The sequence below is a fragment of the Catellatospora sp. IY07-71 genome (genome assembly GCF_018326265.1).
Taxonomy (GTDB): domain Bacteria; phylum Actinomycetota; class Actinomycetes; order Mycobacteriales; family Micromonosporaceae; genus Catellatospora.
In genome coordinates, this window is sequence record NZ_AP023360.1 from 1,237,600 (window position 1) to 1,262,646 (window position 25,047).

The following is a 25,047-nucleotide window of genomic DNA, read 5'->3' on the forward strand; positions in this document are numbered from 1 at the left end:
GGCCAGCCCGCCCCACCAAGATCGTCCAACTTGCCAGGCACTCGGGCGTATCTTGACCCGTCATTCGCCCATCTGCCTGGCAAGTTCGACGATCATGAACGGTCGCAGGCTGTCGGCGGCCGCCTGGTGGGACACGCTGTCCCACGAAGCGGACATTCGCTCCCATGTGCGGCCGCCGGGCGTAGAGTTGCCGACATCATGTGGTGCGCGAGCCTGCTTCTTCGCCGCCGCGACGAGGTCTGACCGACCGGCACCTCGTCGCGGAGTAGCGACGTGCGCTCGCCCGCTGGTCCTTTCCGCGTTCTGGTTGCCGCCTGACAGTTGCGGCAGCAACGAATCTCGATGACGGCCGATGTCGCCTTGGGCACATTCCGCCGCCGGACCACGCGCGAACCGCATGATCTCAAGGAGCATGGAACCCATGTCTGCTGCTGCTCAGCGCCCCAGCAAGATGCCGTACCAGCGCTACCGCGGGTACCACGAACAGTTCCAGGTCGACGTATCCGATCGCACCTGGCCCTCCCGCCGCGTCGAGGCCGCCCCGCAATGGTGCGCGGTGGACCTGCGCGACGGTAACCAGGCCCTGATCGACCCGATGTCGCCCGACCGCAAGCGCCGCATGTTCGAGCTGCTGGTACGCATGGGCTACAAGGAGATCGAGGTCGGCTTCCCCGCCGCGAGCGAGACCGACTTCAGCTTCGTCCGGCAGCTCATCGAGGAGCAGCTGATTCCGGACGACGTGACCATCCAGGTGCTGGTCCAGTGCCGCGAGCACCTGATCGAGCGCACCTTCGAGAGCCTGCGCGGCGCGAAGCGGGCGATCGTGCACTTCTACAACTCGACCTCGACGCTGCAGCGCGAGGTGGTGTTCGGCCTGGACAAGGACGGCATCACCGCGATCGCGACCGACGGCGCGCGGCTGTGCCAGAAGTACGCCGAGATGATCACCCCGGACACCGAGATCCGGTACGAGTACTCCCCCGAGTCGTACACCGGCACCGAGCTGGAGTACGCGCTGGAGGTGTGCTCGGCGGTGATCGACGTGATCGACCCGACGCCCGAGCGCCCGCTGATCATCAACCTGCCGGCCACGGTCGAGATGGCCACCCCGAACGTGTACGCCGACTCGATCGAGTGGATGCACCGCCGCCTGCCCCGGCGCGACTCGATCATCCTGAGCCTGCACCCGCACAACGACCGCGGCACCGGCGTGGCCGCAGCCGAGCTGGGCCTGCTGGCCGGCGCGGACCGGATCGAGGGCTGCCTGTTCGGCAACGGCGAGCGCACCGGCAACGTGGACCTGGTCACGCTGGGCCTGAACCTGTTCAGCCAGGGCATCGACCCGCAGGTCGACTTCTCCGGCATCGACGAGATCAAGCGCGCCGTGGAGTACTGCAACCAGCTGCCGGTGCACGAGCGCCACCCGTACGCGGGCGACCTGGTCTACACCGCGTTCTCCGGCTCGCACCAGGACGCGATCAAGAAGGGCCTGGAGGCGCACGCCCGCAAGGCGGACAAGGCCGGCGTCCCGGTCGACGCGTTCGAGTGGGGCGTGCCGTACCTGCCGATCGACCCGAAGGACCTGGGCCGCTCGTACGAGGCCGTGATCCGGGTCAACTCGCAGTCCGGCAAGGGCGGCGTCGCGTACATCATGAAGTCCGAGCATCAGCTGGACCTGCCGCGGCGGCTGCAGATCGAGTTCTCGGGCGTCGTGCAGCGCCGCACCGACGACGCGGGCGGCGAGGTCACTCCGGCCGAGATGTACGCGATCTTCGCCGACGAGTACCTGTCCGACCGCCGCCTGGCGGTGCGCTCGTACTCGGTGGCCACGGTCGACGGCAAGGTGGAGTTCGCGGCGGAGGCGGACCTCGACGGCGGCGCCTGTCGCCTGACCGGGGTGGGCAACGGCCCGATCGACGCGTTCGTGCGCGCCCTGGCCGACCAGGCGGTGAGCGTACGCGTGCTGGACTACGCCGAGCACGCGCTGACCTCCGGTGGCGACGCGCAGGCCGCCGCGTACGTCGAGTGCGAGGTGAACGGCGAGACCCGCTGGGGTGTCGGCGTCGACGCGAACATCGTGACCGCCTCGCTGAAGGCCGTCGCCAGCGCCGTCAACCGGCAGTAGGCACCACGCTCAGGGGCACCGGCCGCGCTGCAGCACGCGCGGCAGGTGCCCCGGCTGCTGCACGGGCTCCTTCTCGCGCCGCCCCAGCCGCACCCCGCCGCACGAGAAGACCGCCAGCACCGCCGCCACCACCAGCACCACCGCGCACCACATGGCCGCCGACTCGAACGCGCTGGTCAGAGGGCCGGGCGAGGCGTACTCGTCCCCGGACAGCCCGACGACCAGCGGCAGCGCGGCGACCGCCAGCAGCGACCCGGCCCGCGCGGCGGTGTTGTTGACCCCGCTGGCCACCCCCGCGAACCGCACCTCGACCGCGGCCAGCACGGTCGCGGTCAGCGGCGCCACGAACACGGTCAGCCCCAGCCCGAACAGCAGCACCCCGGGCAGCAATCCGGTCAGGTAGTCGCTGCCGGGACCCGCCCCGCGCATCAGCAGCACACCCGCCGCGCAGCACAGCGGGCCGACGGTGAGCTGCGGGCGTGGCCCGAGTTTCATGGCCAGCTTTCCGGACAGCTCCGACCCGGCCAGCATCAGCAGCGTCATCGGCAGCGTGGCGAGCCCCGCCAGCAGGGCCGAGTAGCCGAGCACCTCCTGCAGGTAGATGACCAGCAGGAAGAAGAAGCCGCCGAACGCGCCGTAGGTCAGCACCGTGTAGATGTTCAGCACGGAGAAGACCCGGGAGCCGAACAGGGTCAGCGGCATCATCGCGGCGGCCCCGCGCGCCCGCTCGACCATCAGAAAGCCGACCACGGCGACCACGCCGAGCAGCAGCCCGCCGAGCACCGGCACCGACCCCAGGCCGTGGTCCGGCCAGGCGATCAGCCCGTAGGTCACCCCCGCCAGCGCCGCCGCGCCGAGCAGCGCCCCGGCGACGTCGAACCGGCGGTCCGCCGTGGCGTCGCGGCTCTCCGGCACGTACACGGTGCTCAGCCAGACGATCAGCGCCGCGAGCGGCACGTTGATCAGGAAGATCCAGCGCCAGGACACCTGGTCGATGAGCAGCCCGCCGACGAACGGTCCGAGCGCCGTGGTGGTGCCCGCCAGCCCCGACCAGGCACCGATGGCGGGGGCCCGGTCCCGCTCCTGGAACGAGGCCTGCAGCAGTGCCAGCGAGCCCGGCGTCAACAGCGCCCCGCCCACGCCCTGCACGATCCGGGCCGCGATCAGCGTCTCGACGTTCGGGGCCAGCCCGCACACCAGCGACGCGACGGTGAACCACACGACGCCGATGACGAACACCCGGCGGCGGCCGAAGTGGTCCCCCAGCGCACCGCCGAGCAGCACGAACGCGGCCAGGGTGAGGGTGTATCCGTTGATCACCCATTGCAGCTGGGCAAGGCTGGCGTCCAGCTCCTCGCCGAGGGTGGGCAGCGCGACGTTGACCACGGTCGAGTCGAGGAAGACCATGCCGGACGCCAGCACCGCGGCGGCCAGCGTGCCCCGGCCCGCGGCGCTGCGCATACGCAGCCCGGCTCCGTCCACCCCGTCCATTGTCGTCGGATCTCCGACGCGGCGCCGCGGAACTCGACAGTGAGGGATGGTGAGCGCTGCTCGTAAGGTGAGCAGGTGCGAACCCCCAACACCCCCAGACGTACGAGGATCATCCTGTTCCTGGTGGCGGCCGCCGTGGCCGCCGCGTGCGGCGCGGACCCCGCCGCGCCGGGCGACTCGGGCGCCAAGCCCGGCGGCGTGTCGGTCGACCCGAACGCCGGCACCAACGCCCTGGCCTCCCTCGACGGCCTGACGGTCGCCGAGTCGCGGCCGATGACCGGATACAGCCGCGAGAAGTTCCCGCACTGGAACAAGGCCGGGTCCAACTGCGACGTGCGCGACACCGTGCTCGCCCGCGACGGCAAGAACATCAAGCTGGACGGGTGCAACGTCACCGGCGGCTCGTGGTCCAGCGTCTACGACGGCCAGCAGACCACCGACCCGCTGAAGGTGGACATCGACCACATGGTGCCGCTGGCGAACGCGTGGCGGTCCGGCGCGGACAAGTGGGACAACGACAAGCGCTCCGACTTCGCCAACGACCTGGAGCGGCCGCAGCTGTTCGCGGTCTCGGCGAGCAGCAACCGGTCCAAGGGTGACCAGGACCCGTCGCAGTGGAAACCGCCGAGTCGTGACTATTGGTGCACTTATGCGCAACACTGGATCACGGTGAAGACCTACTGGAAGCTCACCATCACCAAGGACGAGAAGTCCGCGCTCACCGACATGCTGGGGACGTGTGTATGAGCGAGCATCGCGAGCGAATCATGAACACCGGATCGGGTCATGATGTGAACGCGCGCAGCGGGTTCACATCATGACCGACCTGACCACGAACATCGTCGCCGGGCCTGGCGGAGTCATGACCGACGAGGTGGGCGTGGTCACCGGTGAGCTGACGCTCGCCACGGAGCTGGGCGGCGACGGCACCGCCCGGCTCCGGGTGCAGTACCTGGGCGCCGAGGAGTGGTACACGGTGACCGGCGCGACCGTGCCGGTCACCTCCCCCGACCAGGCGCCGTCCCTGCACCGCCTCGCCGTCGGGCTGCTGCACCGCCCCGAGGGCTGACCCGCCGGTCAGGACTGGTCGGCCGCGCGCTTGCGCAGCGCCAGGGCCACGCTCGCCCCGACGATGAACAGACCCAGCAGCGAGTACGCCAGAATGCCGGTGACCTCGTCGAAGAAGTCGTACGGCGGCTCCGCGTCCGCCTCCCGCGCCACCGGGACCGGCGCATGGTCCGGCTCGGTCAGGTTCACCGCGCCGAACCCGCCCACCGCCTCCGGAGCGGGCTCCGCCGCCGCGGCACGCGCGCTGGGCGCGGCGAAGACGTCGGAGTGGGTGCCCGGCACGTTCCTGGTGCAGCGCCCGGTGTCGTACACGCACACCGGGTAGACGGCCAGGTTGTCGGTGACGATCCGGTCATAGGCGCCCTCGACCGTCATCGCCACGTGCGGCTCGGCCGGGTGGTCGCCGGCCAGCCGCATGGTGAAGCCGAGCCGCCGCGACGCCCCGGACGGCAGCTCGACCAGGCACGCGTCGCCGTCGTCATCAGGGCAGTCGGTCCAGCTCACGTCTTCGAAGCCGGTCGCGGCGGGGTCGGCCACCCGCAGCCGCGCGGGCACCGGCCCCGAGTTGCGGTACACCACGCCGAGCGCGGCGGTGTCGCCCGTGTGCAGGTACACCGCGGACTGCTCGGCGACGGCCGACACGTCGGTGAACGGCGGCGACCCGACCGCCACCGGGAACGTGCCGGTCGCAGCCGTGACCCCGACCGCGGAGGCGGTCACCGCGACGCCGCCCGCGGCGCCCTCGGCCGCGCTCTTCCGGGCGCGCAGGTCGAGCCGGATGGAGATCGCGTCGCCGGGCGACAGCCGGTCCACCTTGCAGACGGCCGTGGTCCTGGTGTGGTCGCACCAGTCGGCCGAGGCCAGCTCGACGCGGCTTGCCGCGGCCCCGGTGAGCCGCAGCCGCAGCTGCACCCGGCTCAGGTCGTGCCCGGTGGTGTTCTCCAGCCGCACCACACCGTCCCCGCCGCCCAGCTCGGTGGCGGTGACCGCGGCGGGCAGCCCGAGCGTCAGCCCCGCCGGGGCGGCGCCCGCGGGCAGCGGCACGCTCAGCCCGAGCACGGTGGTGGACAACACCGCGATCCAGGTACGACTCACGACTTCCTCCCGCAGGACAGCACGACGCAGGAGGGAGGCTACGCGTATGCCCGCAATAGCCCCTTATCCGACACGCGCCGGCGGCCCGGAGCCATGGCCCGGACATGCGAGGGGCCGGGTACGGCGCGCGTACCCGACCCCTCGTGGACCGATCAGGCGAGCGTCAGCTCGAACGACGAGTCCTTGTGCCGGTGAATCTTGAACTCGGACGCGGACGCGAAGTCCTCGCCACCGACGAACCGCCGACCGTTCCCATCACCCGGGTAGTACTCGAACCGGATGCGCTGGCCGCCGATGAGCTTCGCGGTGACCCCGGCGTTCGGCCCGACGATCGACCACGTGCCGACGATGTCGCCGGTGTCGGCGTTACGGGCCACCACGTAGCCGCTGAATCCGGCGGTGGTGCTCGTCACCGTCACCGTGACGCCGGCCTCGAGCCGGTAGTCGTAGGTGGTGGTGCCGCCGGCGACCACCTTGACCAGGTCGGCCCGGTCGCGGTCGGCCTCGCCCCCGCTCCACTGCGTGGCCTGGCCGCGCACCTGGAACAGCAGCGGCCACTCGTACGGCCCCAGCTTGTCGATCCGGTAGCGGCCGTCGATGCCGATGGGGAAGGCGCCGAAGGTGCCGCCCAGGCCCACCGGCTCACCCGCGATGCTCACGCCGCCCCGGCCCAGCGCGACCCCGTCCGGCCCGAAGGCCTGACCGGTGATGACGCCGGCCCGGTCCATCCTGATCACCGGCGGGGTGACCGCGTCACCCGCCTCGACGACGAACCGCTGAGCGCGCCGCAGGTCACCTGTGCCACCGGCCGAACCGACCCACTGCGCGCCGTAGCCGTCGGCCTCCCGCGGCCAGGCCAGCAGCTGGTAGGTGCCCGGACCCTTCCAGAACATCTCGGTCACCTTGCCGCCGGCGTCGGTTACGTCACCGCAGCCGTCCGGCATCCGGACCTCCTCCACCCGGACCGGGACGATGCACACGCCGGGCAGGGGCTCCCCCGTCGCCGCGTCCACCACGGTGGCCGTGAACCGGGCCCTCGGCTCCATGACCAGCCGGACCTCGGCCTGCTCGCCCGCGACGACGGTCACCGAAGCGCCGTCGAAGGCGTAGCCGGTGGCCAGGGCCCAGATCTCGTGGGTGCCGACCGGGAGGGCGGGGTAGACGACCTCACCGTTGTCGGTGTCGCGAGCGTCGAGATCGATGCCGGAGGTGAAGTTCTGGATCGCCGCGCCGGTGCGGGCGTCCACCGCGGTGAGCCGGACGCTGCCGGTGGGCAGCCGCTGGTCGTCCACCGTCACCGTCTCGCCCTCGGCCACCGCGAACCGGGCGGCCGCCGCCAGGTCGACCGTGCCGTAGGCGTACTGGTGGACGGACTGCCCGACGTTGGCGAACTCCACCGTGTAACCGGAGCCGACCGGGACCTGGTCGAACCGGTAGCGGCCGTCCTCGTCGGTCTGCGCCGTGCCGAAGTAGTCGCCGTTGCTCACGTTGACGTCCACCCACGGCACCGCGGCGCCGGACGCGTCCGTGAAGCGGCCGGTCACGCTGCCCATGGCGATCAGCGTGTCGTTGACGGTGACCGTGCCGCCCGCGGTGACGGTGAAGACCGCCGCCGCGTCGCGGTCCAGCGTGCCGTTGGCGTACTGGCTGAACTGGCTGAGATCGAAGCGCACCCGGTAGCTGCCCGGGACGGTCTGGACGGTGAACTCGCCGTTCCAGTCGGTGATGGCGTAGCCGGAGCCGGAGCTGTCGACGGCCTCCGCGCTGACGGACGCCCACGGCACCCCGGCGCCCGCCCGGTCGACCAGCCGCCCGGTGATGGTGCCGACCGGCAGCACCTCGTCGTTGACGACGGTCGTCCCGCCCGCCGTCACGGTGATGAGGTTCGCCGAGGGCCAGTCGGGCTTGCCGTAGGCGTACTGGGCCGGGCGGCCCTCGGGCCGGAAGTTCACCCGGTAGGTGCCGGGGGGCACCGCCTCGAAGGTGTAGTTGCCCACAGAGTCGAGCCAGGTGGTGTCCTGGTAGGACACGCTGTCGCCGTAGATGTCGACCGTACCGCCGGCGACCCCCGCCTCGCCGTCGGTCAGCCGGCCGGTGACCGTGCCCGTGTCCGCCGCCTGGGCCGGCGTGGCCAGCCCCGTGATCGCCAGGCTGGCGCCCAGCAGGAGTGCGCCGAATCGGCGCACGATGGATCTGCTCATGATTCCTCGCTGGATGAGGGGATGAGGACGTGAAGGTTCGAAACCCCTTCGGCCGGAGAGAGTAGCCAGCCGATCCGACAGGTGCTGTCCCTTTAAGAGCGGCGCAGGTCAGGCCGCCTCGGCAGCCCTCAGGTGAAGACGGCCGTGGCGAAATCCTCGTCGGTGAGCGGGCTGGGCGCCACGCCGATCAGGTTCTTGTCGAAGACCAGCACATCCGGGCCGTGCACCAGCGGCAGCGCCGGCAGCAGCTCCAGCAGCCGGGCGTTGAGGCGCTGATACTGCGGCACCCGGGCGTCCGGCTCGCCCGTCTTCTCCACCTGCTTGAACTGCTCGAACAGCGCGCTGTCGGTGAACCCGAACTCGTCCTGGCGCTGCGCGAACAGCGGGCCGAGGAAGTCGTACGCCTCCCCGTAGTTGCCGACCGCGCCGAACAGGTGCAGGTCGTGGGCCCTGCCCCGGGTCACCGCGTGCAGGTACTCCGGGGTCCACGGCAGCTCCGTGCCGGTCACCTCGATGCCGACCGCCCGCAGGTCCCCGGCGATCAGCTCGAAGAGCTGCTTCGGCGACGGCATGTACGCGCGGGTCACCCCCTGCGGGTAGTGGAACCGCAGCCGCAGCCCGCTCGCCAGGCCCGCGGCGGCGAGCAGCTCCTTGGCCCGCGCCGGGTCGTAGGCGTACGCCGCCACGTCCGGGTTCCAGCCCGGCAGCGTGTCCGGGTGGAAGTTCAGCGCGAGCTTCGCCCCCGCCGGGAACGCCTCGGACACCAGGCGCTGCCGGTTCACCGCGTACGCGATCGCCTGGCGCACCTCCGGCTTGGCCAGCGCCGGGTTGCCGCTCTGGTTGATGCCCAGGTAGAGCGTGTTGAACGCGGGCCGGGGCAGCACGTGATAGCCGAGGCCGGCCAGCTCCTGCTGATCGGCGGGCGCGACCAGGTCGTAGCCGTCGATCTTGCCGTCGAGCAGCGCCTGCTTGCGCACCGCCGCCTCCACGACCTGGAAGTGCAGCTCCTTCACCTTGGCCCTGGCACCGTGGTAGCCCTCGTACGCCGCCAGCTTCACCAGCCGCGCCTTGCGGTCCCAGGACACGAACCGGTACGGGCCGGTGCCGACCGGGTTGCTGCCGTACGCCGGGTAGCCGTCGTTCACGAGCTTGTCGGCCGCGTACTTCTGCAGCGCCGCCGGGCTGGAGATCGCGAACGACGGCAGCGCGAACGCGGCCGGGAACCGGCTGCTCGGCCGGGTCAGCGCGATCTCGGCCGTGCCCGGATCACGCGCGGTGCACGACTTGAACAGGCTGGCGGGCAGGCGGCTGGACCGGTTCTTCGCGAACCCGCCGAACACCGTCTGCCAGTAGGCGGAGAGGTCCCCGGCCTGCAGCGCGCCGTCGAAGCGATACCAGCGCCCGAAGTTGGCGCAGACCGCGGCGGCGTCGAAGGCCGTGCCGTCGTGGAAGGTGACGCCCTGCTTGAGGCGGAACGTCCAGACCGTGCCGGTCGCGTCGACGCGGAACTCCTCGGCCAGGCCGGGCCCGGTGCGGGCGCCGCCGGGCTCCGCGCGCACCAGCGTCTCCAGCACCTGCCGGGTGATGCGCAGCGACTCCGCGTCGGCGGCCAGGGCCGGGTCCAGCACGCGCGGCTCGCCCATGCCGAAGACCAGCTTGTCCTCGGTGCTCACGGCGGGCGGGCTCGGCACGGCCGTCGGCTGCGCGGGGTCGGCCCCGCCGTCGGTGCAGGCCGCCGTGGCCAGCAGGATCGCCGCCACCACCGAACCGGTCCGGAGCCGACGCGTACCCACCAAGGCCACCCCTGTCCTGGTCGAGTGACAACCCGACGACACCGGGTCACCGCCTGCGCCGACCCTAACGGCGGTCGATGCCTCACGGCATGGGCTGAGCCGTGGTTGATACCGAACTGGTATTCCGCGGGCCGGAGGCGGGCGCGGTCCAGCAGGCCGGAGGTCGGACCCGCGCGGTACGGTAGCCTGCGACGTTCCTAGGAGGTGTACGCCCGTGGCGCTGGCGCTGTACCGCAAGTACCGGCCTCGCACCTTCGCCGAGGTCATCGGTCAGGAGCACGTCACCGAGCCGCTCATCCAGGCGCTCAAGAGCGGCCGGCTCAACCACGCCTACCTGTTCTCGGGCCCGCGCGGCTGCGGCAAGACGTCCAGCGCCCGCATCCTGGCCCGCTCGCTGAACTGCGTCGAGGGTCCCACCCCGGAGCCGTGCGGTGTCTGCGACTCCTGCCGGGCGCTGGCCCCGGACGGCCCCGGCTCGATCGACGTCATCGAGATCGACGCGGCCAGCCACGGCGGCGTCGACGATGCCCGCGAGCTGCGAGAGCGCGCGTTCTTCGCCCCCGCGACCAGCCGATTCAAGATCTACATCATCGACGAGGCGCACATGGTCTCGTCGGCGGGTTTCAACGCGCTGCTGAAGCTGGTCGAGGAGCCCCCGGAGTACGTCAAGTTCGTCTTCGCCACCACGGAGCCGGAGAAGGTGCTCGGCACCATCCGCTCGCGGACCCACCACTACCCGTTCCGCCTCATCGCGCCCAGCGTGCTCCGGCCGTACCTGGAGCAGCTGTGCGAGAGCGAGGGCGTGGCGGTGGAGCCGCTGGCGCTGCCGCTGGTGGTGCGCGCGGGCGGCGGCTCGGCCCGGGACAGCCTCTCCGTGCTCGACCAGCTCATCGCCGGATCGGGTCCGGAGGGCGTGACCTACGCCCGCGCGGTGTCGCTGCTCGGCGTGACCGACAACGCCTTGATCGACGAGATGATCGACGCGCTGGCGGCCGGGGACGGGGCGGCGGCCTTCGCGGCGATCGACCGGGTCGCCGAGGCCGGCCACGACTCCCGCCGTTACGCCAACGACCTGCTGGAGCGGCTGCGCGACCTGATCATCCTGCGGCAGGTGCCGGACGCGGCCGAGAAGGGCCTGATCGACGTCCCCGAGGAGCAGCTCGCCCGGATGCACGCGCAGGCCGGGCAGCTCGGCCCCGCGACGCTCTCCCGCTGCGCCGACATCGTGGCCAACGGCCTGGTGGAGATGCGCGGCGCGACCTCGCCGCGGCTGCTGCTGGAGCTGCTCGCGGCCCGTATGCTGCTGCCCGCCGCCGACTCGGCCGGCAACGCCCTGCTGCAGCGCCTGGAGCGGCTGGAGAGCGGCTTCGTGCCCGGCGCCGCCCGCGCGGCCGCCGACATGCCCTCCCGCCCGCAGCCTGAGGCGGGCCACGCCCAGGGCGACATCGCGACCAGCCCGGCTTCGGCCGGTTCGGGCCGTGCCGCGGCCCGGGAGGCCGCCGCGTCGGCCGCCGCTCGCAGCTCGTCCTCCGCAGCGGCAGGCGCACGGTCCGTGCCCGCTCCGGCAAGCCGGGACGGCGACACGGCGCCACGCAGCGACGTCCGCGCGCAGGACAGCGGTCAGGCGGCCGGTGCCGGAACCGGACCGGATCACGACGCCGCGCGCGGTGGCAGCGAGCCCCAGCAGCCTGCCCGCACCACCGCACCCGCTTCCGGCGTCGCATACGACGATCCGGCCGGGGCCGTTCCACGGGCCGCGGCCGCGGCGAACGGTCAGCCGGCGCAGGCGGCCGCAGCCCGCGGCACTTCTGAAGCCGCCCGGCGGGCCGCCGAGTCCTGGGGCGAGACCGACGCTCCTGCCGCCCGCCCCGCCCCTTCGGCGGCACCGGCCGCTCGTAGCGCTGCTCCCGCGCAGGCCGCTGCCGCACCGCCTGCGGCGTCTCCCGGTGGGGCCGACAACGCGGTCGCGGTGCGCCGGTCCTGGGACGAGATCGTGCGGATGGTCGGCCGCAGCAGCAAGAAGGCCGCTGCGTTCGCGCGCGAGGCGGTGGTCCGCGACATCGAGGGCAGCACCCTGGTGCTGGTGTTCAAGCATCGCGTGCACGCGAACGGCGTGGAGAACGACCCGGCCCCGCTGCTGGACGCCGTGCACCAGGTGCTCGGCGGCAACTGGCAGCTGCGCTGCGAGGTGGGTGGCGACCAGCGCCCGGCAACGTCCCGTGCCATGGCCGCCGCGCCCGCCTCGGCCCCGCCGCGCAATGCTCCGGCCAGGTCCGCCGAGCCCGCCCGCCGCCCCGCCGCGGCGTCCGGCGACGACTGGCCGACCCCGGCACGGGTCGGCGGAGCAGCCCCCGCGCAGGCCACGGGGCGCCGCGCCCAGGTCGCCGACGACGGCCCGCCCCTGGAGGAGCCGCCGTACGACCCGGAGTTCGACGGGCCGCCGCCGCCCACCATCGAGGGGTTCGACCCCGGTGACGAGCCCACCGACGAGATCGTCGACGCCGCCACCGCCCGCCAGACCACCGAGCAGGCCGCGGTCGAGTCCCTCCGCACCTCTTTCCAATTGGAAAAACTCGACTGAGCCCGGTCCGCGGCCTCGTCCGGCCCAAGGCGGGCACTCCCACAACTCTCAACGACTCGCGGCCTCAGGACAGTCCTGAGGCCGCGAGTCTTTGAGAGTTGCGCCCGAAGGGGGCGCGGGGTCAGCGCTTTTCGCCGTCGGCCATGGGGAAGTGGCAGGCCGCGAGGTGGCCGGGGGTGTCGGTGCCGTGCAGGACCAGGGGCGGCGGGGTGGTCGCGCAGATGTCCTGCGCCTTCCAGCAGCGGGTGCGGAACCGGCAGCCGGAGGGCGGGTTGATCGGGCTGGGCACGTCGCCGGTGAGCAGGATGCGCTCCCGCTGGCCCCCGTCGCGCCGGCGCGGGTCCGGCACGGGCACCGCCGACAGCAGCGCGGCCGTGTACGGGTGCCGGGGCTGCAGGTACAGCGAGTCCCGGTCGCCGATCTCGACGATCTTGCCGAGGTACATGACCGCGACCCGGTCGGAGATGTGCCGCACCACCGACAGGTCGTGCGCGATCACGACGTAGGTCAGGCCCAGCTCCTCCTGGAGGTCCTCCAGCAGGTTGACGACCTGCGCCTGGATCGACACGTCCAGCGCCGACACCGGCTCGTCCGCGATGATCATCTTGGGCTTCAGGGCGAGCGTACGGGCGATGCCGATGCGCTGGCGCTGACCGCCGGAGAACTCGTGCGGGTAGCGGTTGTAGTGCTCGGGGTTGAGGCCCACCAGCTCCAGCAGCCGCTGCACCTCCTTCTTCACACCCTGCTCGGTCTTGACGCCCTGGATCCGGAACGGCGCGCCGACGATGGCGCCGACGGTGTGCCGGGGGTTCAGCGACGAGTACGGGTCCTGGAAGATCATCTGCAGGTCCCGGCGCAGCGGGCGGAGCTTGCCCTGCGACAGGTGCGTGATGTCGTGGCCCTCGAAGGTGATGTTGCCGCCGGTCGGCTCGATGAGCCGGGTCAGCAGGCGCCCGGTGGTCGTCTTGCCGCAGCCGGACTCGCCGACCAGGCCCAGCGTCTCGCCCGGCATCACGTCGAAGTCCAGGCCGTCCACCGCCTGCACCGCGCCGACCTTGCGCTTGAGCAGGCCCTTGGTAATCGGGAAGTGCTTCTGCAGGCCGCGCACCGACAGCAGGGCGTTGTTGGGGGTGCTCATGCCACGCCCTCCAGATTCGGCTTGATCTCGTTGCGCCAGATCTCCTGCCGCACATGCGAAGGCAGGTGGCAGCGCACCCGGTGCCCGCTGGTGCCGGTGAGCTGCAGCTCGGGCACCACGGTGCGGTCCAGGCCGCCGGTCTGCTCCGCGTACGCGCAGCGCGGGTGGAAGGCGCAGCCCGACGGCACGTTGATCAGCGACGGCGGGGTGCCCTTGATGGGCAGCAGCCGCTCGGTGACGGCCTGGTCCAGGCGCGGCATCGAGCCGAGCAGACCCCAGGTGTACGGGTGCCCGGGGTTCTCGAAGATCTCCGTGGCGGTGCCGTACTCGATGCACTTGCCGCCGTACATGACCAGCACGTCGTCGGCCAGCTCGGCGGTGACGCCCAGGTCGTGCGTGATGATGATCAGCGCGGAGTTGAACTCCCGCTGCAGGTCGCGCATCAGGTCCAGGATCTGCGCCTGCACGGTCACGTCGAGCGCGGTGGTCGGCTCGTCCGCGATCAGCAGCTCCGGGTCGCAGGACAGCGCCATAGCGATCATGGCGCGCTGGCGCATGCCGCCGGAGAACTGGTGCGGGTAGTCGTCCACGCGCTTGTCCGGCTGCGGGATGCCGACCCTGGCCAGCAGGTCGATCGCGTGCTTGCGGGCGACCTTCTTGGACACCTTGTTGTGCACCCGGTAGGCCTCGATGATCTGCGCGCCCACCGTGTAGTACGGGTGCATCGCCGACAGCGGGTCCTGGAAGATCATCGCCATCCGCTTGCCGCGCAGCCCGCGCACGGTCTCCTGGGAGGAACTGACCAGCTCCTGGCCGTCCAGCCAGATCTCGCCGGAGATCTTCGCGTTCTTGCGGTGGTAGATGCCGAGGATGCCGAGGCTGGACACGGACTTGCCGGAGCCCGACTCGCCCACGATGCCCAGCGTCTTGCCCCGCTCCAGCGAGAACGACAGGCCGTCGACGGACTTGACCAGGCCGTCGTCGGTCGGGAAGTGGACCCTCAGGTCGCGCAGCTCCAGGAATGGAGTCCGGGTCGGATCCTGACGAGGAGAGATCACATTGTTCATGACAGCCTCACCCGCGGGTCGACCACCGCGTAGAGCAGATCAACGATCAGGTTGGCGACGACGACGAAGAACGCCGCGAACATCGTCACGCCCATGATCTGGGGGAAGTCCTGCTTGCCGATGGCGTCGATGGCGAAGTAGCCCAGACCCTTCAGCCCGAAGGTGCTCTCGGTCAGGATCGCGCCGCCCAGCAGCAGGCCGACGTCCATACCGAAGATCGTGATGATGGGGGTGAGCGCCGCGCGCAGGCCGTGCTTGGTGACGACCACGCCCTCGGTCAGACCCTTGGCCCGCGCGGTGCGGACGAAGTCCTCGCCCATGGTGTCGAGCATGCCGGCGCGGGTGAACCGCGCGTAGGCGGCGGCGTTCAGCAGCGCCAGCGTGATCCAGGGCAGGATCAGGTTGTACGCCCACTCGCCCGGATCATCGGTGAAGTCGGTGTAGCTGCCGCCGGGCGCCGTCCAGCCCAGCTTGTAACTGATGAAGTACAGCATCATCAGACCGGTGAAGTACGGCGGTAAGGACACGCCTGCCAGCGCACCGGTCATGGCTGCTCGGTCGAAGAAACTGCCCCGTCTCAGCGCGCTCAGCACGCCGACGGCGACGCCGGTCAGCAACCAGATGATCGAGGCGCCCAGCGCCAGCGACCCGGTGACCGGGAGCCGGTCCAGCAGGTCGTCCCAGACCGGCTGGTTGGTGCGGAAGGAGTAGCCGAAGCAGGGGGCCGCGCACTGCTCGACACCCGTGCCGTAGTCGTACTCGGTGCCGGTGACGACGGCGCCGATCCACCGGCCGTACTGCTCGTAGAGCGGGTCGTAGAAGCCCAGCTTCTCGGCGTAGATGCGCTGGGTCTCGGCGTCGGCGGTCTTGCCGACGTACCGGGCGGCGAACGTCTCGGGCGTCGCGCCGGCGAGCCGGGGCAGCCCGAAGAAGATCAGGAACGTCGCCAGGCTGACCACGAACAGGATCAGCAGCGCGCCGAGCGTACGGCGAATGATGTATGTGACCACGATTTTCGGCCCGGGGCGCCGGTCCGGCCGGGCTTCTCAGCCCGGCCGGACCGGCCCCCCATGTGCCTTCACCTACCTTTGGTGTGTTGCCAGGTGGGTTGGAGCAGATTCGGTTGCCGCGCGGATTACTGCGCGACGCCCATGGAGAGGTAGTCGTACTGACCGAACGCCTCGTTGACGAAGACGTTGGTCACGCCCTTGCCACGCAGGGTCAGGGCCTTCGACCAGACACCCGGCAGGATGACGGCCTCCTCCATGACGCGCTTGTCGATCTGCGCCCACAGAGCTTCACGCTTCTTGACGTCCGTCTCGGCCAGAGCCTGGTCGATCAGCTGGTCGACCTCGGGGATCATGACGGAGAGGTTGGACGAGCCACCCGAGTCACGGATGACGCGGCTGTCGACGATCTGCGACAGGAAGCCGTAGCCGTCGTTCCAGTCGGCGCCCCAGCCGTTGGTCATCAGACCGAGGCCGGTGGTCGGGCTGTTGCGGTAGGACGGCTTGCCCGCGTAGAGCGAGAAGTAGTCGCCGACCGGGAAGCCCTTGATGGTGACCTTGATGCCGACCTTGGCCAGCGCCTGCTGGAACGCCTCGGCGGTCGCCTTCTCCTTGGGACGCTCGGCCCGGAAGCCCATGGTGATCTCGAAGCCGTCCGGCTTGCCGCAAGCGGTCAGCGCGGCCTTGGCCTTCTCGACGTCACCCTTGTTGTCCGCGCCCGCCGGGTAGACGTTGGTCGGCGCGTAGCCCGGGATCTGGGGCGGCATGATGCTGGTGGCGATCTGGCCACCGGCGAACTCGCCACCGAACGCGGCCTGGTACGAGGTGCGGTCCATCGCGTACATCACGGCCTTGCGGCACTCGATGTTGTCGAGCGGAGCGACCTTCGGGTTGATCGAGGTGTACCACAGGCGGGCGACGGCCGGGTTGTCGGCGTACGCCTTGATCGCCGGGTCCTGCAGGACCTTCGGCAGCGCGGCCGGCTGCACGCCGGTGCCCGCGATGTCGACGTGCAGGTCGCCGGAGATCAGCTGGTTGTCGATGTCGTCGGCGTTCAGGCCGATCTTGACGTCGTACGCGTCCGGCAGCGCCTTGCGGTTCGGGTCGGTCGCCGGGTCCCAGTTCGGGTTGCGCTTGAGGGTGAAGCCCTTGCCCGCCTCGTACTTGTCGAACATGTACGGGCCGGAGGAGACGACGTGCTCCTTGTACTTCACACCGGTGTCAGCCTTCGCGGGCACCGGCACGGTCGCCGGCAGCATCGCGAAGTAGTCGAAGCCGCCGAAGGCCTGCTTCAGGTGGAAGACGATGGTCTGGTCGTCCGGGGTCTCGATCGCCTTGGTGTCGGCGGCCTTGTCCTTGAACGGGCCCTTGTAGGTGGCCTCGAGGTCCAGGAAGTCGTTGAAGTAGGTGTAGCCGTTGACCAGCACCTCCTTGTCCATGGACCGCATGACCGCGTACTTCACGTCCTTCGACGTGATCGGGGTGCCGTCCTCGAACTTCACACCCGCACGGAGCTTGTAGGTCCAGGTCTTGCCGCCGTCGCTGGGCACGCCCAGGCTCTCGGCGAGGTCCGGGACGAGCTCCGAGCTGGCCGAACCGGCCGCCGGCTTGAACATGACCAGCGAACGGCCGTAGAGGCGCAGCAGGTTCCAGGAGAGGCCGTAGTAGGTGTCGCCGGGGTCGACCGAGTCCCAGTCCGACGAGATGGCCATCTTGAGCGTGCCACCCTTCTTGTCAGAAGGGTTGAAGACCGCGGTGAGCGCGGCGTTGAACTCCGGCTTCACCTCCGTGGGCTTCGGAGTGTCGTCACCGGTGCCGCAGGCCGCGGTCACCGCGAGTGCGAAGACGGCCGTGGTCGCCGCAAGCACCCTTCCCTTGTTTCTCACTAACTTCCTCCCTGGGGGGAACGGTCCGTGTCTCGAACCGCGCTTGGGTGGTAATGCCTGGCTGGGTCCGTCAGCGCTTGCTCTTGGGGTCGAGCGCGTCGCGGAGGCCGTCGCCGAACAGGTTGAAGGCCAGCACGGTGATGAAGATCGCCATGCCGGGGAAGAACATGAAGTGCGGCACGGTGTAGTTGCGGGCCGCGTCGGCGAGCAGGCCGCCCCAGGTCACGCCGGGCTCGCCGACGACCTGGCGCTGCACGCCCACGCCGAGGAAGGACAGCGCCGCCTCGAACAGCACGTTCGTCGGGATCAGCAGCGTGGCGTACACCAGGATCGGGGCCACCAGGTTGGGCAGCATCTCCTTGACGATGATGTACGGGCCGCGGGCGCCCAGGCTGCGGGCGGCGTCGACGAACTCGCGCTCGCGCAGCGACAGGGTCTGGCCGCGCACGATGCGAGCCATGTACGGCCAGTTGAAGAAGCCGATGATGAAGATGAGCAGGGCGATGCGCAGCGAGTTGCCGGACAGCCCGAACGCCCGGTCGGGCAGCACGCCGACCAGCGCGATAGCGAACAGCAACAGCGGGAACGCCAGGAAGATGTCCATCAGGCGGCTGATCACGGTGTCGACGAAGCCGCCGAAGAAGCCGGCGATCACGCCGAGGGTGGAGCCGATCACCACGGAGACCAGCGTCGCCAGGAACGCGATCAGCAGCGACACCCGGGCGCCGTAGACGACCTCGCTGAACAGGTCGCGGCCGTTCTGCGGCTCCAGGCCGAACAGGAAGTCGCCGCTGATGCCGCTGTTCTCGAAGAACAGGAAGTCGCCGCGGGGCAGACCGCCCAGCTCCGGCGCGAGCAGGGTGTTGTCCTGGTGGAACTCGTTCGGCGGGTGCCCGAACCAGCCGACGATCAGCGGGGCGAACACCGCCATGAGGATGAGCAGGATCACGACGACGCCACCGGTCATGGCCGCCTTGTCGCGCTTGAGGCGCGTCCAGGCGATGCGGCCGAGCGAGCGCCCTTCGATCGCCTTGACTGGCGCCTGGGTCGCCTCGGGGGCCGAGGTGTCGGTTGACGTGGCCATGAACGGGCTGCCTCCCCCGCGGAGGCCCACGGTGCACCACCGTCTCGCCCCTGCTGGGCGGGACCGGTGCGCCGCGCGCGACATCCGCTCGGTTGTTACCTGCGTGATTCGCGCCGCCCGACCCTCTCTCCACCGTGGGGGCGGTCGGATGACAGGGCGACCGCGGTGGAGTGTGGTGCACGCCACCGCATGATCAGAGCATTCTTCGCGACCAAACGCTGCGTCAAGTTTGCGCAGTGCCTGTAACCAAGTTCAGGCCGGGCCGTGATGGTGGCGTTATAAAAATCGGACGCCATGCTAAGTAAAAATCGCAGGTGACAGCCGCAAAGGCATTGGCCTATGCGAATTTCTGCCGTTCCGGCCGACGTTGTCAGCGGCCCGGCTACAGGGTCCGGCGTCCCTCGAAGGCGCGACCGAGAGTGATCTCGTCGGCGTACTCCAGGTCGCCGCCCACCGGCAGGCCGCTCGCCAGCCGGGACACCGTGATCCCCATCGGCTTGACCATGAGCGCGAGATAGGTCGCGGTGGCCTCACCCTCGGTGTTCGGGTCGGTGGCCAGGATGAGCTCGGTGACCGCGCCGGAGCTGAGCCGCGCCATCAGCTCGCGGATGCGCAGGTGGTCGGGCCCGATGCCCTCCAGCGGATTGATCGCCCCGCCGAGCACGTGGTACCGGCCGCGGAACTCGTTGGTCCGCTCGATCGCGACCACGTCCTTGGGCTCCTCGACCACGCACAGCGCGTCGTCGCGGCGCCGCGGGTCACGGCAGATGCGGCACTGCTCCTCCTCGGCGACGTTGAAGCAGAGCACGCAGAAGCGCACCTGCTCCTTCACCCGGGTGAGCGCGGCGGCCAGCCGCTTGATGTCCGTCGGATCGGCCGAGAGCACGTGGAACGCGATGCGCTGGGCGCTCTTGGGCCCCACTCCGGGGAGCCGGCCGAGCTCGTCGATCAGATCCTGGATCGCGCCTTCGTACACGGCGGGCCGGGCCTAGAAGGGAAGGCCCATGCCGCCGAGACCGGCGGAGAGCGGACCCATCTTCTGCTCGGTGAGCTTGCGCACCTCGTCGGCGGCGTTCGTGATCGCGGCCGCGACCAGGTCCTCCAGCGTCTCCACGTCCTCCGGGTCGACCGCCTTCGGGTCGATGGAGATCTTGCGGAACTCACCGGAGCCGCTCATCGTGACGGTGACCAGGCCGCCCCCGGACGTGCCGGTGACCTCGGCCTCGGCCAGCGCCGCCTGCGCCGATGCCAGCTGCTGCTGCATCTTCTGCGCCTGCTTCATCAGCTGCTGCATGTTCGGCTGTCCACCCGGCCGCATCGCCGCACTCCCCTGTCCACCGACGTCTGCTGTCGCCCTCAGCCTAGACCCCGGGACCGTCAGTGCCGGATCCCAGCGCGGGGGGCGGACATGAAGGGCCCCCGTGCACCCGGTATTGCCTGCTTATCCTTGCTGCCTTCCGGCCCTGGGGAGGTTCGCAGGGTGCCGCCGCACGGGGGCTGCTTCACTGTACCCGGCGGGGGTGAGCGCAATGCGCCGGACCCCGCATGTATTCTTTCCGCGGAGGATTCGCCTAGAGGCCTAGGGCGCACGCTTGGAAAGCGTGTTGGGATAAAACCCTCACGAGTTCGAATCTCGTATCCTCCGCCACCAGCGCAGACGCGCTCACGACAGGCCCCGCTCCGGCTCGGAGCGGGGCCTGCTCCGTTCCGCCCCGCATCCCCCGCCCCTGCTCGCCCGTTGCTTCCAGGGCCGGGACGTCCGAGCAGAAAATCTTCGGACCGGATTATGCCGGTGGTTTGACCCGTTCTGGGGTTTCCTGGGCGCACTATCGCGCATAAAACAGCCTCAAACTGGATAAATATGGGCCATCCGAAACCCGAGAAGGGCTCAACGTGAAGTGGCCATCACGGAAAGTAGTCGTATAGTCGAGTGCACGACCTCACCCCCGGTGAGTGTCAACTCACAGGCCGTGTCTACCAGGAGGACAGTCATGCGTGGAGCATTCGCCCTCGCGACCGTCATGATGCTGAGCGGCGTCGCGTGCGCCGCCCAGTCGACACAGGCCCGGACCACCCCCGCTCAGGGAGTGGTCGCCAGCGCCACCGCCGTCGCTCAGGGCCCCGACATCGTTCACTTCCAGGGCGTGCGTGACGTGCGCTTCGGCGCGAGCCGCGTTGAGCTCGGCAGCCGCCTGGACCAGTCCCGCGCCGGCTGCAGCTCGCAGGTCACCGGCATGCCGCAGGGCAACCTCGTCTTCGCCGCCGACGACCGCCTGGTGATGATGTGGTTCGACGCCCCGCTGCACACCCCCGAGGGCATCAGCACCGGCAGCGCCCTGCAGGACGTGCGGGCGGCGTACCCCGGCGCACAGGTGCTGACCGCACCGGCGGGCAGCCACCGCTTCGACGGCCTGCTGATCACCCAGGGCGACCGCGGCTACCTGTTCCTCCACGACGGAGTCACCGTGCAGAAGGCCGTCGCCGGCTACGGCGACTACCTGACGCGGCTCTTCAATACCGGTTTCGGTTCCTGCTGAACCCTCGTGTAGAGTCTGCGGCGGTGGTGTGTCCGAGTGGCCTAAGGAGCACGCCTCGAAAGCGTGTGAGGGTTTACGCCCTCCGCGGGTTCAAATCCCGCCGCCACCGCCAAGTCAGCACGCCCGGCAGGTCCGCGAGGACGCCGGGCGTGCTGCGTCTCCGGGCCCGATCCGGGCCGTGGTGATCTGCTGACCGGCCGCCGCGGGCCCGTGGGATGATCGGCGCATGAGTACGCACATCGGCGCCAAGCCCGGAGAGATCGCGGACCGGGTCCTCATGCCGGGCGACCCGCTGCGGGCGAAATGGATCGCGGAGACCTACCTCGAGGACGCCAAGTGCTACTCGACGGTGCGCAACATGTTCGGTTTCACCGGCACCTACCAGGGCACCCGGGTCTCCGTGCAGGGTTCGGGCATGGGCATGCCCTCGGCGTCCATCTACGCCCACGAGCTGATCAACGAGTACGGCGTGAAGACCCTGATCCGGGTCGGTTCGTGCGGGGCGCTCGCCGACTCGCTCAACCTGCGGGACGTGGTGGCCGCCATCGGCTCCAGCACCGACTCGAACATGAACCGGATGCGCTTCGACGGTCTCATCGACTACGCCCCGGTGGCGAACTTCGAGCTGCTGCGCACCGCGGTCGACGTGGCCGCGCAGCGCGGCATCAGCATGCGCGTCGGCCCGATCCTGGCCGCGGACGCCTTCTACACCGACCGCCCCGACCTCTACGACACGCTCGCCGACTACGGCGTGCTCGCGGTGGAGATGGAGTCGGCGGCGCTGTACACGATCGCGGCCCGCTACGACGCGCGGGCGCTGACCCTGCTCACCGTCAGCGACCACATCAAGCGCGGCGAGGCCACCACCGCCCAGGAGCGGGAGCAGACCTTCTCCCAGATGGTCGAGATCGCCCTGGACACGGTCGTCGCCTCCTGACGGCGTACCAGACGCCGGAGGCCCCCGCCCGCGAATCCGCGGCCGGGGGCCTCCTTGTTTCCTGCCTGATCAGGCCTTGATCGTCTTGACCACCATGTCGGGCGCGGTCAGCGACGGCGCGTCGACGTACACCAGGTCGATGACCGGGTCGGTGAAGAAGACCAGGGGCGGGGTGAGCAGCGGCGGCTCGTCAGGGGTGTAGTCCACCGGCAGCACACCGAGGGCGTTGCCCCGGAAGCGGCTGGTGTAGAAGAACACCCGCGTGTCGTCGCGGTCCGCCACGGTCAGGGCCGGCGTCGTGATCTCGGTGGTCCAGCCGTTCACGGCGCACGGCACGAGCTTGAAGTCACGGGTGACCGACTTGGTCATGGAGAACCGCAGGGTCCGGATGGTGCCCTGCTTGGTCGGCAGCTCCACGATGCCGTCGAAGGTCAGCCCCTCCATCGACACCCGGCTGCCGGTCATCCGGGACGGGCAGGCGGCGACCGGCTTCTGGTTCCGGGCCGCCCGCAGGGTCTTCACCGGCTTCTCGGTCGGCCGGCCGGGCTTCACGGAAGGGACCGGCCGGCTGAGCGTGGGCTTGGGCTTGGCCGTCGGGTTCGGCCCGCCGGTCGGCTCCGGGCTGGGCTCCTGCGTCGGGCACGGCTCGGGCGACGGGGACGGGCTGGGCGACGCGGTGTCGCCGCTGCCCAGCAGGCCGCCGATGGTGTCGACGACCCCGGTGAGGAAGTCCTGCACCGGGTGGTCCGACGTGGCGGCCGGCCGGCAGTCCGCCGCGCTGGCGGGCTGCTGCGTGACGAACAGGCCGAGCGCGGTGGTCGCCAGCGTCGCCACGGTGATCACCATGGCGGCGTGGCGGGGTCCGTTGCGCCGCTCGTCCGCGACGGTCTCCTCGCCGGACGGCTGCCGCGAGCCGGGCACGCCGTCGCGCAGCGGGTTGACCGCGGGCGGCGGGGTGTCCGTCATCGGGCCGTCCAGCAGGCCGTCCATGTCGGCCTGCTGATCCCCGTCGGCACCGGACTCGGGCTCGCCGGGCTCCGCCCCGTCACCGGCCGGCTCCACCGGGTTCCAGGCGAAGATCAGGCCGCCGCCGACGATGCCGAGCAGCGTGCCCACGAACCAGCCGCCGAGGTTCACGGCGATCAGCGAGTAGATCGCCACGAACACCGCGACCAGGCCGTAGAACATCCGCTGGGCCGGGGTGAACCAGGCCAGCAGGCCGCACACCACCAGCACGAACGGGATGAGCAGGGACTGGAAACCGGTGAGACCCACGCTGATGGTGGCCCCGTGCAGGGTCATCTTGGTCGTGGCGATGATCTCCACACCGGCGAGGATGGTCAGCAGACCACCCCAGAACGGGCGGCGGCGTCCCCACCAGGTGCGAGACAGCTGCCTCAGGATCACGGTGCCTCCAAGGATTCAGCGGGCCGGAGGCGCACCGGGAGCGGCGCGCCTCCAGCCGGGGCGCTCAGTTGATGGCGGAGTTCGGGAAACAGCCGGTGCTGTCCTGGGCGATGGACAGCGACAGCCCGGTCAGCGCGAACGTGCCGGCCTGCGTGCTGCGGGCGATCTGCTTGAGGTCGGTGATGACGGCACGGTCGGCCTCCTGGCCGAACAGGCCGGCGTCGCCGTGGTTCGGGCCGCCCTTGGTCAGCTCCGACGCGTCCACACCGATGTCGATGTTGGTGAAGGTCGCGTCGCCGCCGAGCTTGTCCATCCCGATGAGCAGGTTGTTCGCCGTCACCGGCGCGCCCTCGGCGCGGCCCGCCCGGATGTAGAGGGTGAAGTTGCCCAGGCCCGGGATCGGGGTGGTCACCGACTGGCACAGGTTCTCCAGCTCGGCGCTCTTGATGGCCGACATCGCCACGACGTGCGGGGTGCCGTTCTTCTCCATCAGCACGCCGCCGTACTGGGCGAAGCCCTTGCCGTCGAGCTTGTCGGCCGAGATCTTCGCGGTCTGCCCGGAGACGTGGAAGGTGACCGACACCGCGCCGTTGGCCACGCCGGCCATCAGGCCGGTCACGGCGATGGTCGCCGGGATCACCAGGGCGGCGAAGCGCCGCCATCTGGTACGCCCCAGTACCAGATTGCCTTGCGAGTCCTTCACAGGGACCTCCTCGCGATGGGGTTCAACCCGCGGCGCACCGCCTGCGGGGTCTGTCTTCGCCGCGCGCAGGATGCACCGCGCCCGGGGGTGGGCAAGATGTTTCACCCTTATGACGCGGACCACAAGAGGCAAGCTACTGGCCAGTAACAGTGGGTGGTCTGCACAGTAGGTGATCATCACTTTGCGTGAGGGGGTGGGCAAGGGATCGGGTTGATTGCCCGCTTTGGGTATGGCGCTGGTCACCGACGGTGGATGTTTACCGATCAGTAACGGTTTGGTAACGAGGCTCCGCCCCCGTAGGCCGAACGGCTGGGCCGGAACGCCATACGGATCCCCTGCGTATGCGCTGGATGGGCGCGGCGGCTCACGGCACACAGGTAGGAGCGGCCACCGCGCCCGGCACACCGTCTACGCGTCCCTCGCAGCAGCCGGCACACCCTCGGCCTCCGTCCCCTGGGGTGCGAGCCATGGGAAGGAGACCGCCATCACCATAAACGAGGTAGTTGACTATGTCTAGGTATCGCGCCCGGTGAGTTGATTCCGGACAAGTGACGGTGATCTACTACTGGGGCGAGCCATGGGAGATGGTATGACCGCAAAGTACGAGCGGCTGGCCAACGCCATCCGCGACAAGATCCGCTCGGGAGAGCTGAAGCCGGGCGACAAACTGCCCTCCATCAGCCAGATCCGCGAGGAGTACCAGATCAGCTACGGCTCGGTCCGCGGCGCCATGCTGGTGCTCAAGGCCGAGGGGCTGATCGAGGGACGACAGGGGGACGGGGTCTTCGTCAAGGACCCGAACCGCCAGGACTGACCCGCCCCTCATCACGCCACGCCCGCGCTGCCTCCGGTGGTGCGGGCGCGATGGCGCGTACGCGCGCTCGCCGCCGGCACTGCCCGGGACATGCAAACGCCCCCCTGAACTGC

Annotated in this window: 20 protein-coding genes, 2 tRNA genes, 1 other RNA gene and 1 pseudogene; 9 read left to right on the forward strand and 15 right to left on the reverse strand. The window is 70.3% G+C overall.

The genetic code is table 11. The annotated features are described in order from the left end of the window. Positions 1 to 60 precede the first annotated feature (60 nt). Entirely contained in the window at positions 61 to 423 is a 363-nt protein-coding gene (locus CS0771_RS05625) for a hypothetical protein (RefSeq protein WP_212840071.1), read from the reverse strand. Between CS0771_RS05625 and leuA the strand changes: the two genes are divergently transcribed. Beyond that, entirely contained in the window at positions 413 to 2,125 is a 1,713-nt protein-coding gene (gene leuA / locus CS0771_RS05630; protein ID WP_371821352.1) for a 2-isopropylmalate synthase, read from the forward strand. The genes CS0771_RS05625 and leuA overlap by 11 nt on opposite strands. Positions 2,126 to 2,134: 9 nt before the next feature. On the opposite strand, the gene CS0771_RS05635 is transcribed toward leuA, so the two are convergent. Then, a complete protein-coding gene (locus CS0771_RS05635; protein WP_371821353.1) occupies positions 2,135 to 3,607 on the reverse strand; it encodes an MFS transporter in 1,473 nt (490 codons plus the stop codon). An 84-nt stretch (positions 3,608 to 3,691) separates the two neighbouring features. Here CS0771_RS05635 and CS0771_RS05640 point away from each other — a divergent pair, with 84 nt between their 5' ends. Together CS0771_RS05640 and CS0771_RS05645 are read left to right on the forward strand one after the other, a co-directional pair. Next, positions 3,692 to 4,363 carry an HNH endonuclease family protein gene (locus tag CS0771_RS05640; protein ID WP_244870623.1) on the forward strand — a complete coding sequence of 224 codons (672 nt, stop codon included), beginning with the start codon at positions 3,692 to 3,694 and terminating at the stop codon, positions 4,361 to 4,363. Between the two features lie 82 nt (positions 4,364 to 4,445). Continuing rightward, positions 4,446 to 4,685, forward strand: a pseudogene (locus tag CS0771_RS05645) (hypothetical protein); the annotation flags it as partial. An 8-nt stretch (positions 4,686 to 4,693) separates the two neighbouring features. On the opposite strand, the gene CS0771_RS05650 reads toward CS0771_RS05645, so the two are convergent. The 3 genes from CS0771_RS05650 to CS0771_RS05660 all read right to left on the reverse strand — a co-directional run bounded on the left by CS0771_RS05650 (position 4,694) and on the right by CS0771_RS05660 (position 9,773). Then, complete coding sequence (locus CS0771_RS05650; RefSeq protein WP_212840075.1) at positions 4,694 to 5,779, reverse strand: hypothetical protein; 1,086 nt, start codon at positions 5,777 to 5,779, stop codon at positions 4,694 to 4,696. Positions 5,780 to 5,931: 152 nt separating this feature from the next. Beyond that, positions 5,932 to 7,980, reverse strand: a complete 2,049-nt coding sequence (locus tag CS0771_RS05655) for a collagen binding domain-containing protein (protein ID WP_212840076.1) — start codon at positions 7,978 to 7,980, stop codon at positions 5,932 to 5,934. Between the two features lie 128 nt (positions 7,981 to 8,108). Further along, positions 8,109 to 9,773: an ABC transporter substrate-binding protein gene (locus tag CS0771_RS05660; RefSeq protein ID WP_244870624.1), complete on the reverse strand. Its 1,665-nt coding sequence runs from the start codon at positions 9,771 to 9,773 to the stop codon at positions 8,109 to 8,111. 214 nt (positions 9,774 to 9,987) lie between these two features. Here CS0771_RS05660 and CS0771_RS05665 point away from each other — a divergent pair, with 214 nt between their 5' ends. After that, positions 9,988 to 12,354, forward strand: a complete 2,367-nt coding sequence (locus CS0771_RS05665) for a DNA polymerase III subunit gamma and tau (protein ID WP_212840078.1) — start codon at positions 9,988 to 9,990, stop codon at positions 12,352 to 12,354. A 121-nt stretch (positions 12,355 to 12,475) separates the two neighbouring features. On the opposite strand, the gene CS0771_RS05670 is transcribed toward CS0771_RS05665, so the two are convergent. The 8 genes from CS0771_RS05670 to ffs all read right to left on the reverse strand — a co-directional run bounded on the left by CS0771_RS05670 (position 12,476) and on the right by ffs (position 20,038). Beyond that, positions 12,476 to 13,492 (reverse strand): ABC transporter ATP-binding protein, encoded by a 1,017-nt coding sequence (locus tag CS0771_RS05670; protein ID WP_212840079.1) that lies wholly within the window; start codon positions 13,490 to 13,492, stop codon positions 12,476 to 12,478. Beyond that, positions 13,489 to 14,559, reverse strand: coding sequence for an ABC transporter ATP-binding protein (locus CS0771_RS05675; protein ID WP_212840080.1), 1,071 nt, complete (start codon positions 14,557 to 14,559; stop codon positions 13,489 to 13,491). The genes CS0771_RS05670 and CS0771_RS05675 overlap by 4 nt, the downstream gene beginning before the upstream one ends. Further along, positions 14,556 to 15,569, reverse strand: coding sequence for an ABC transporter permease (locus CS0771_RS05680; RefSeq protein ID WP_212840081.1), 1,014 nt, complete (start codon positions 15,567 to 15,569; stop codon positions 14,556 to 14,558). The genes CS0771_RS05675 and CS0771_RS05680 overlap by 4 nt, the downstream gene beginning before the upstream one ends. 125 nt (positions 15,570 to 15,694) lie before the next feature. Continuing rightward, positions 15,695 to 17,452, reverse strand: a complete 1,758-nt coding sequence (locus CS0771_RS05685) for an ABC transporter substrate-binding protein (RefSeq protein ID WP_212840082.1) — start codon at positions 17,450 to 17,452, stop codon at positions 15,695 to 15,697. A 70-nt stretch (positions 17,453 to 17,522) separates the two neighbouring features. Continuing rightward, positions 17,523 to 18,536, reverse strand: coding sequence for an ABC transporter permease (locus CS0771_RS05690; protein ID WP_212840083.1), 1,014 nt, complete (start codon positions 18,534 to 18,536; stop codon positions 17,523 to 17,525). Between the two features lie 382 nt (positions 18,537 to 18,918). Next, positions 18,919 to 19,512: a recombination mediator RecR gene (recR, locus tag CS0771_RS05695; RefSeq protein WP_212840084.1), complete on the reverse strand. Its 594-nt coding sequence runs from the start codon at positions 19,510 to 19,512 to the stop codon at positions 18,919 to 18,921. A 12-nt stretch (positions 19,513 to 19,524) separates the two neighbouring features. Then, entirely contained in the window at positions 19,525 to 19,830 is a 306-nt protein-coding gene (locus CS0771_RS05700) for a YbaB/EbfC family nucleoid-associated protein (protein ID WP_239125693.1), read from the reverse strand. A 114-nt stretch (positions 19,831 to 19,944) separates the two neighbouring features. Next, an RNA gene (gene ffs, locus CS0771_RS05705) (signal recognition particle sRNA small type) lies at positions 19,945 to 20,038 on the reverse strand. 58 nt (positions 20,039 to 20,096) lie between these two features. Here ffs and CS0771_RS05710 point away from each other — a divergent pair. From CS0771_RS05710 to deoD, 4 genes are all read left to right on the forward strand, one after another. Then, positions 20,097 to 20,184 (forward strand) — tRNA-Ser (locus tag CS0771_RS05710). A gap of 343 nt (positions 20,185 to 20,527) precedes the next feature. After that, positions 20,528 to 21,073, forward strand: coding sequence for a hypothetical protein (locus CS0771_RS05715; RefSeq protein ID WP_212840085.1), 546 nt, complete (start codon positions 20,528 to 20,530; stop codon positions 21,071 to 21,073). 22 nt (positions 21,074 to 21,095) lie between these two features. After that, positions 21,096 to 21,185: transfer RNA gene (locus tag CS0771_RS05720), tRNA-Ser, on the forward strand. Positions 21,186 to 21,299: 114 nt separating this feature from the next. Then, entirely contained in the window at positions 21,300 to 22,010 is a 711-nt protein-coding gene (gene deoD / locus CS0771_RS05725; RefSeq protein ID WP_212840086.1) for a purine-nucleoside phosphorylase, read from the forward strand. A gap of 69 nt (positions 22,011 to 22,079) precedes the next feature. Here deoD and CS0771_RS05730 read toward each other — a convergent pair whose 3' ends face one another. Beyond that, a complete protein-coding gene (locus CS0771_RS05730) occupies positions 22,080 to 23,417 on the reverse strand; it encodes a DUF6114 domain-containing protein (protein WP_212840087.1) in 1,338 nt (445 codons plus the stop codon). Between the two features lie 64 nt (positions 23,418 to 23,481). Then, a complete protein-coding gene (locus CS0771_RS05735) occupies positions 23,482 to 24,120 on the reverse strand; it encodes a DUF6230 family protein (protein WP_212840088.1) in 639 nt (212 codons plus the stop codon). A gap of 589 nt (positions 24,121 to 24,709) precedes the next feature. On the opposite strand from CS0771_RS05735, the gene CS0771_RS05740 reads away from it, so the two are divergent. Then, the gene (locus CS0771_RS05740; protein WP_203745622.1) at positions 24,710 to 24,934 is read left to right on the forward strand and encodes a winged helix-turn-helix domain-containing protein; all 225 of its coding nucleotides are present in this window, start codon (positions 24,710 to 24,712) and stop codon (positions 24,932 to 24,934) included. Positions 24,935 to 25,047: the final 113 nt, after the last annotated feature.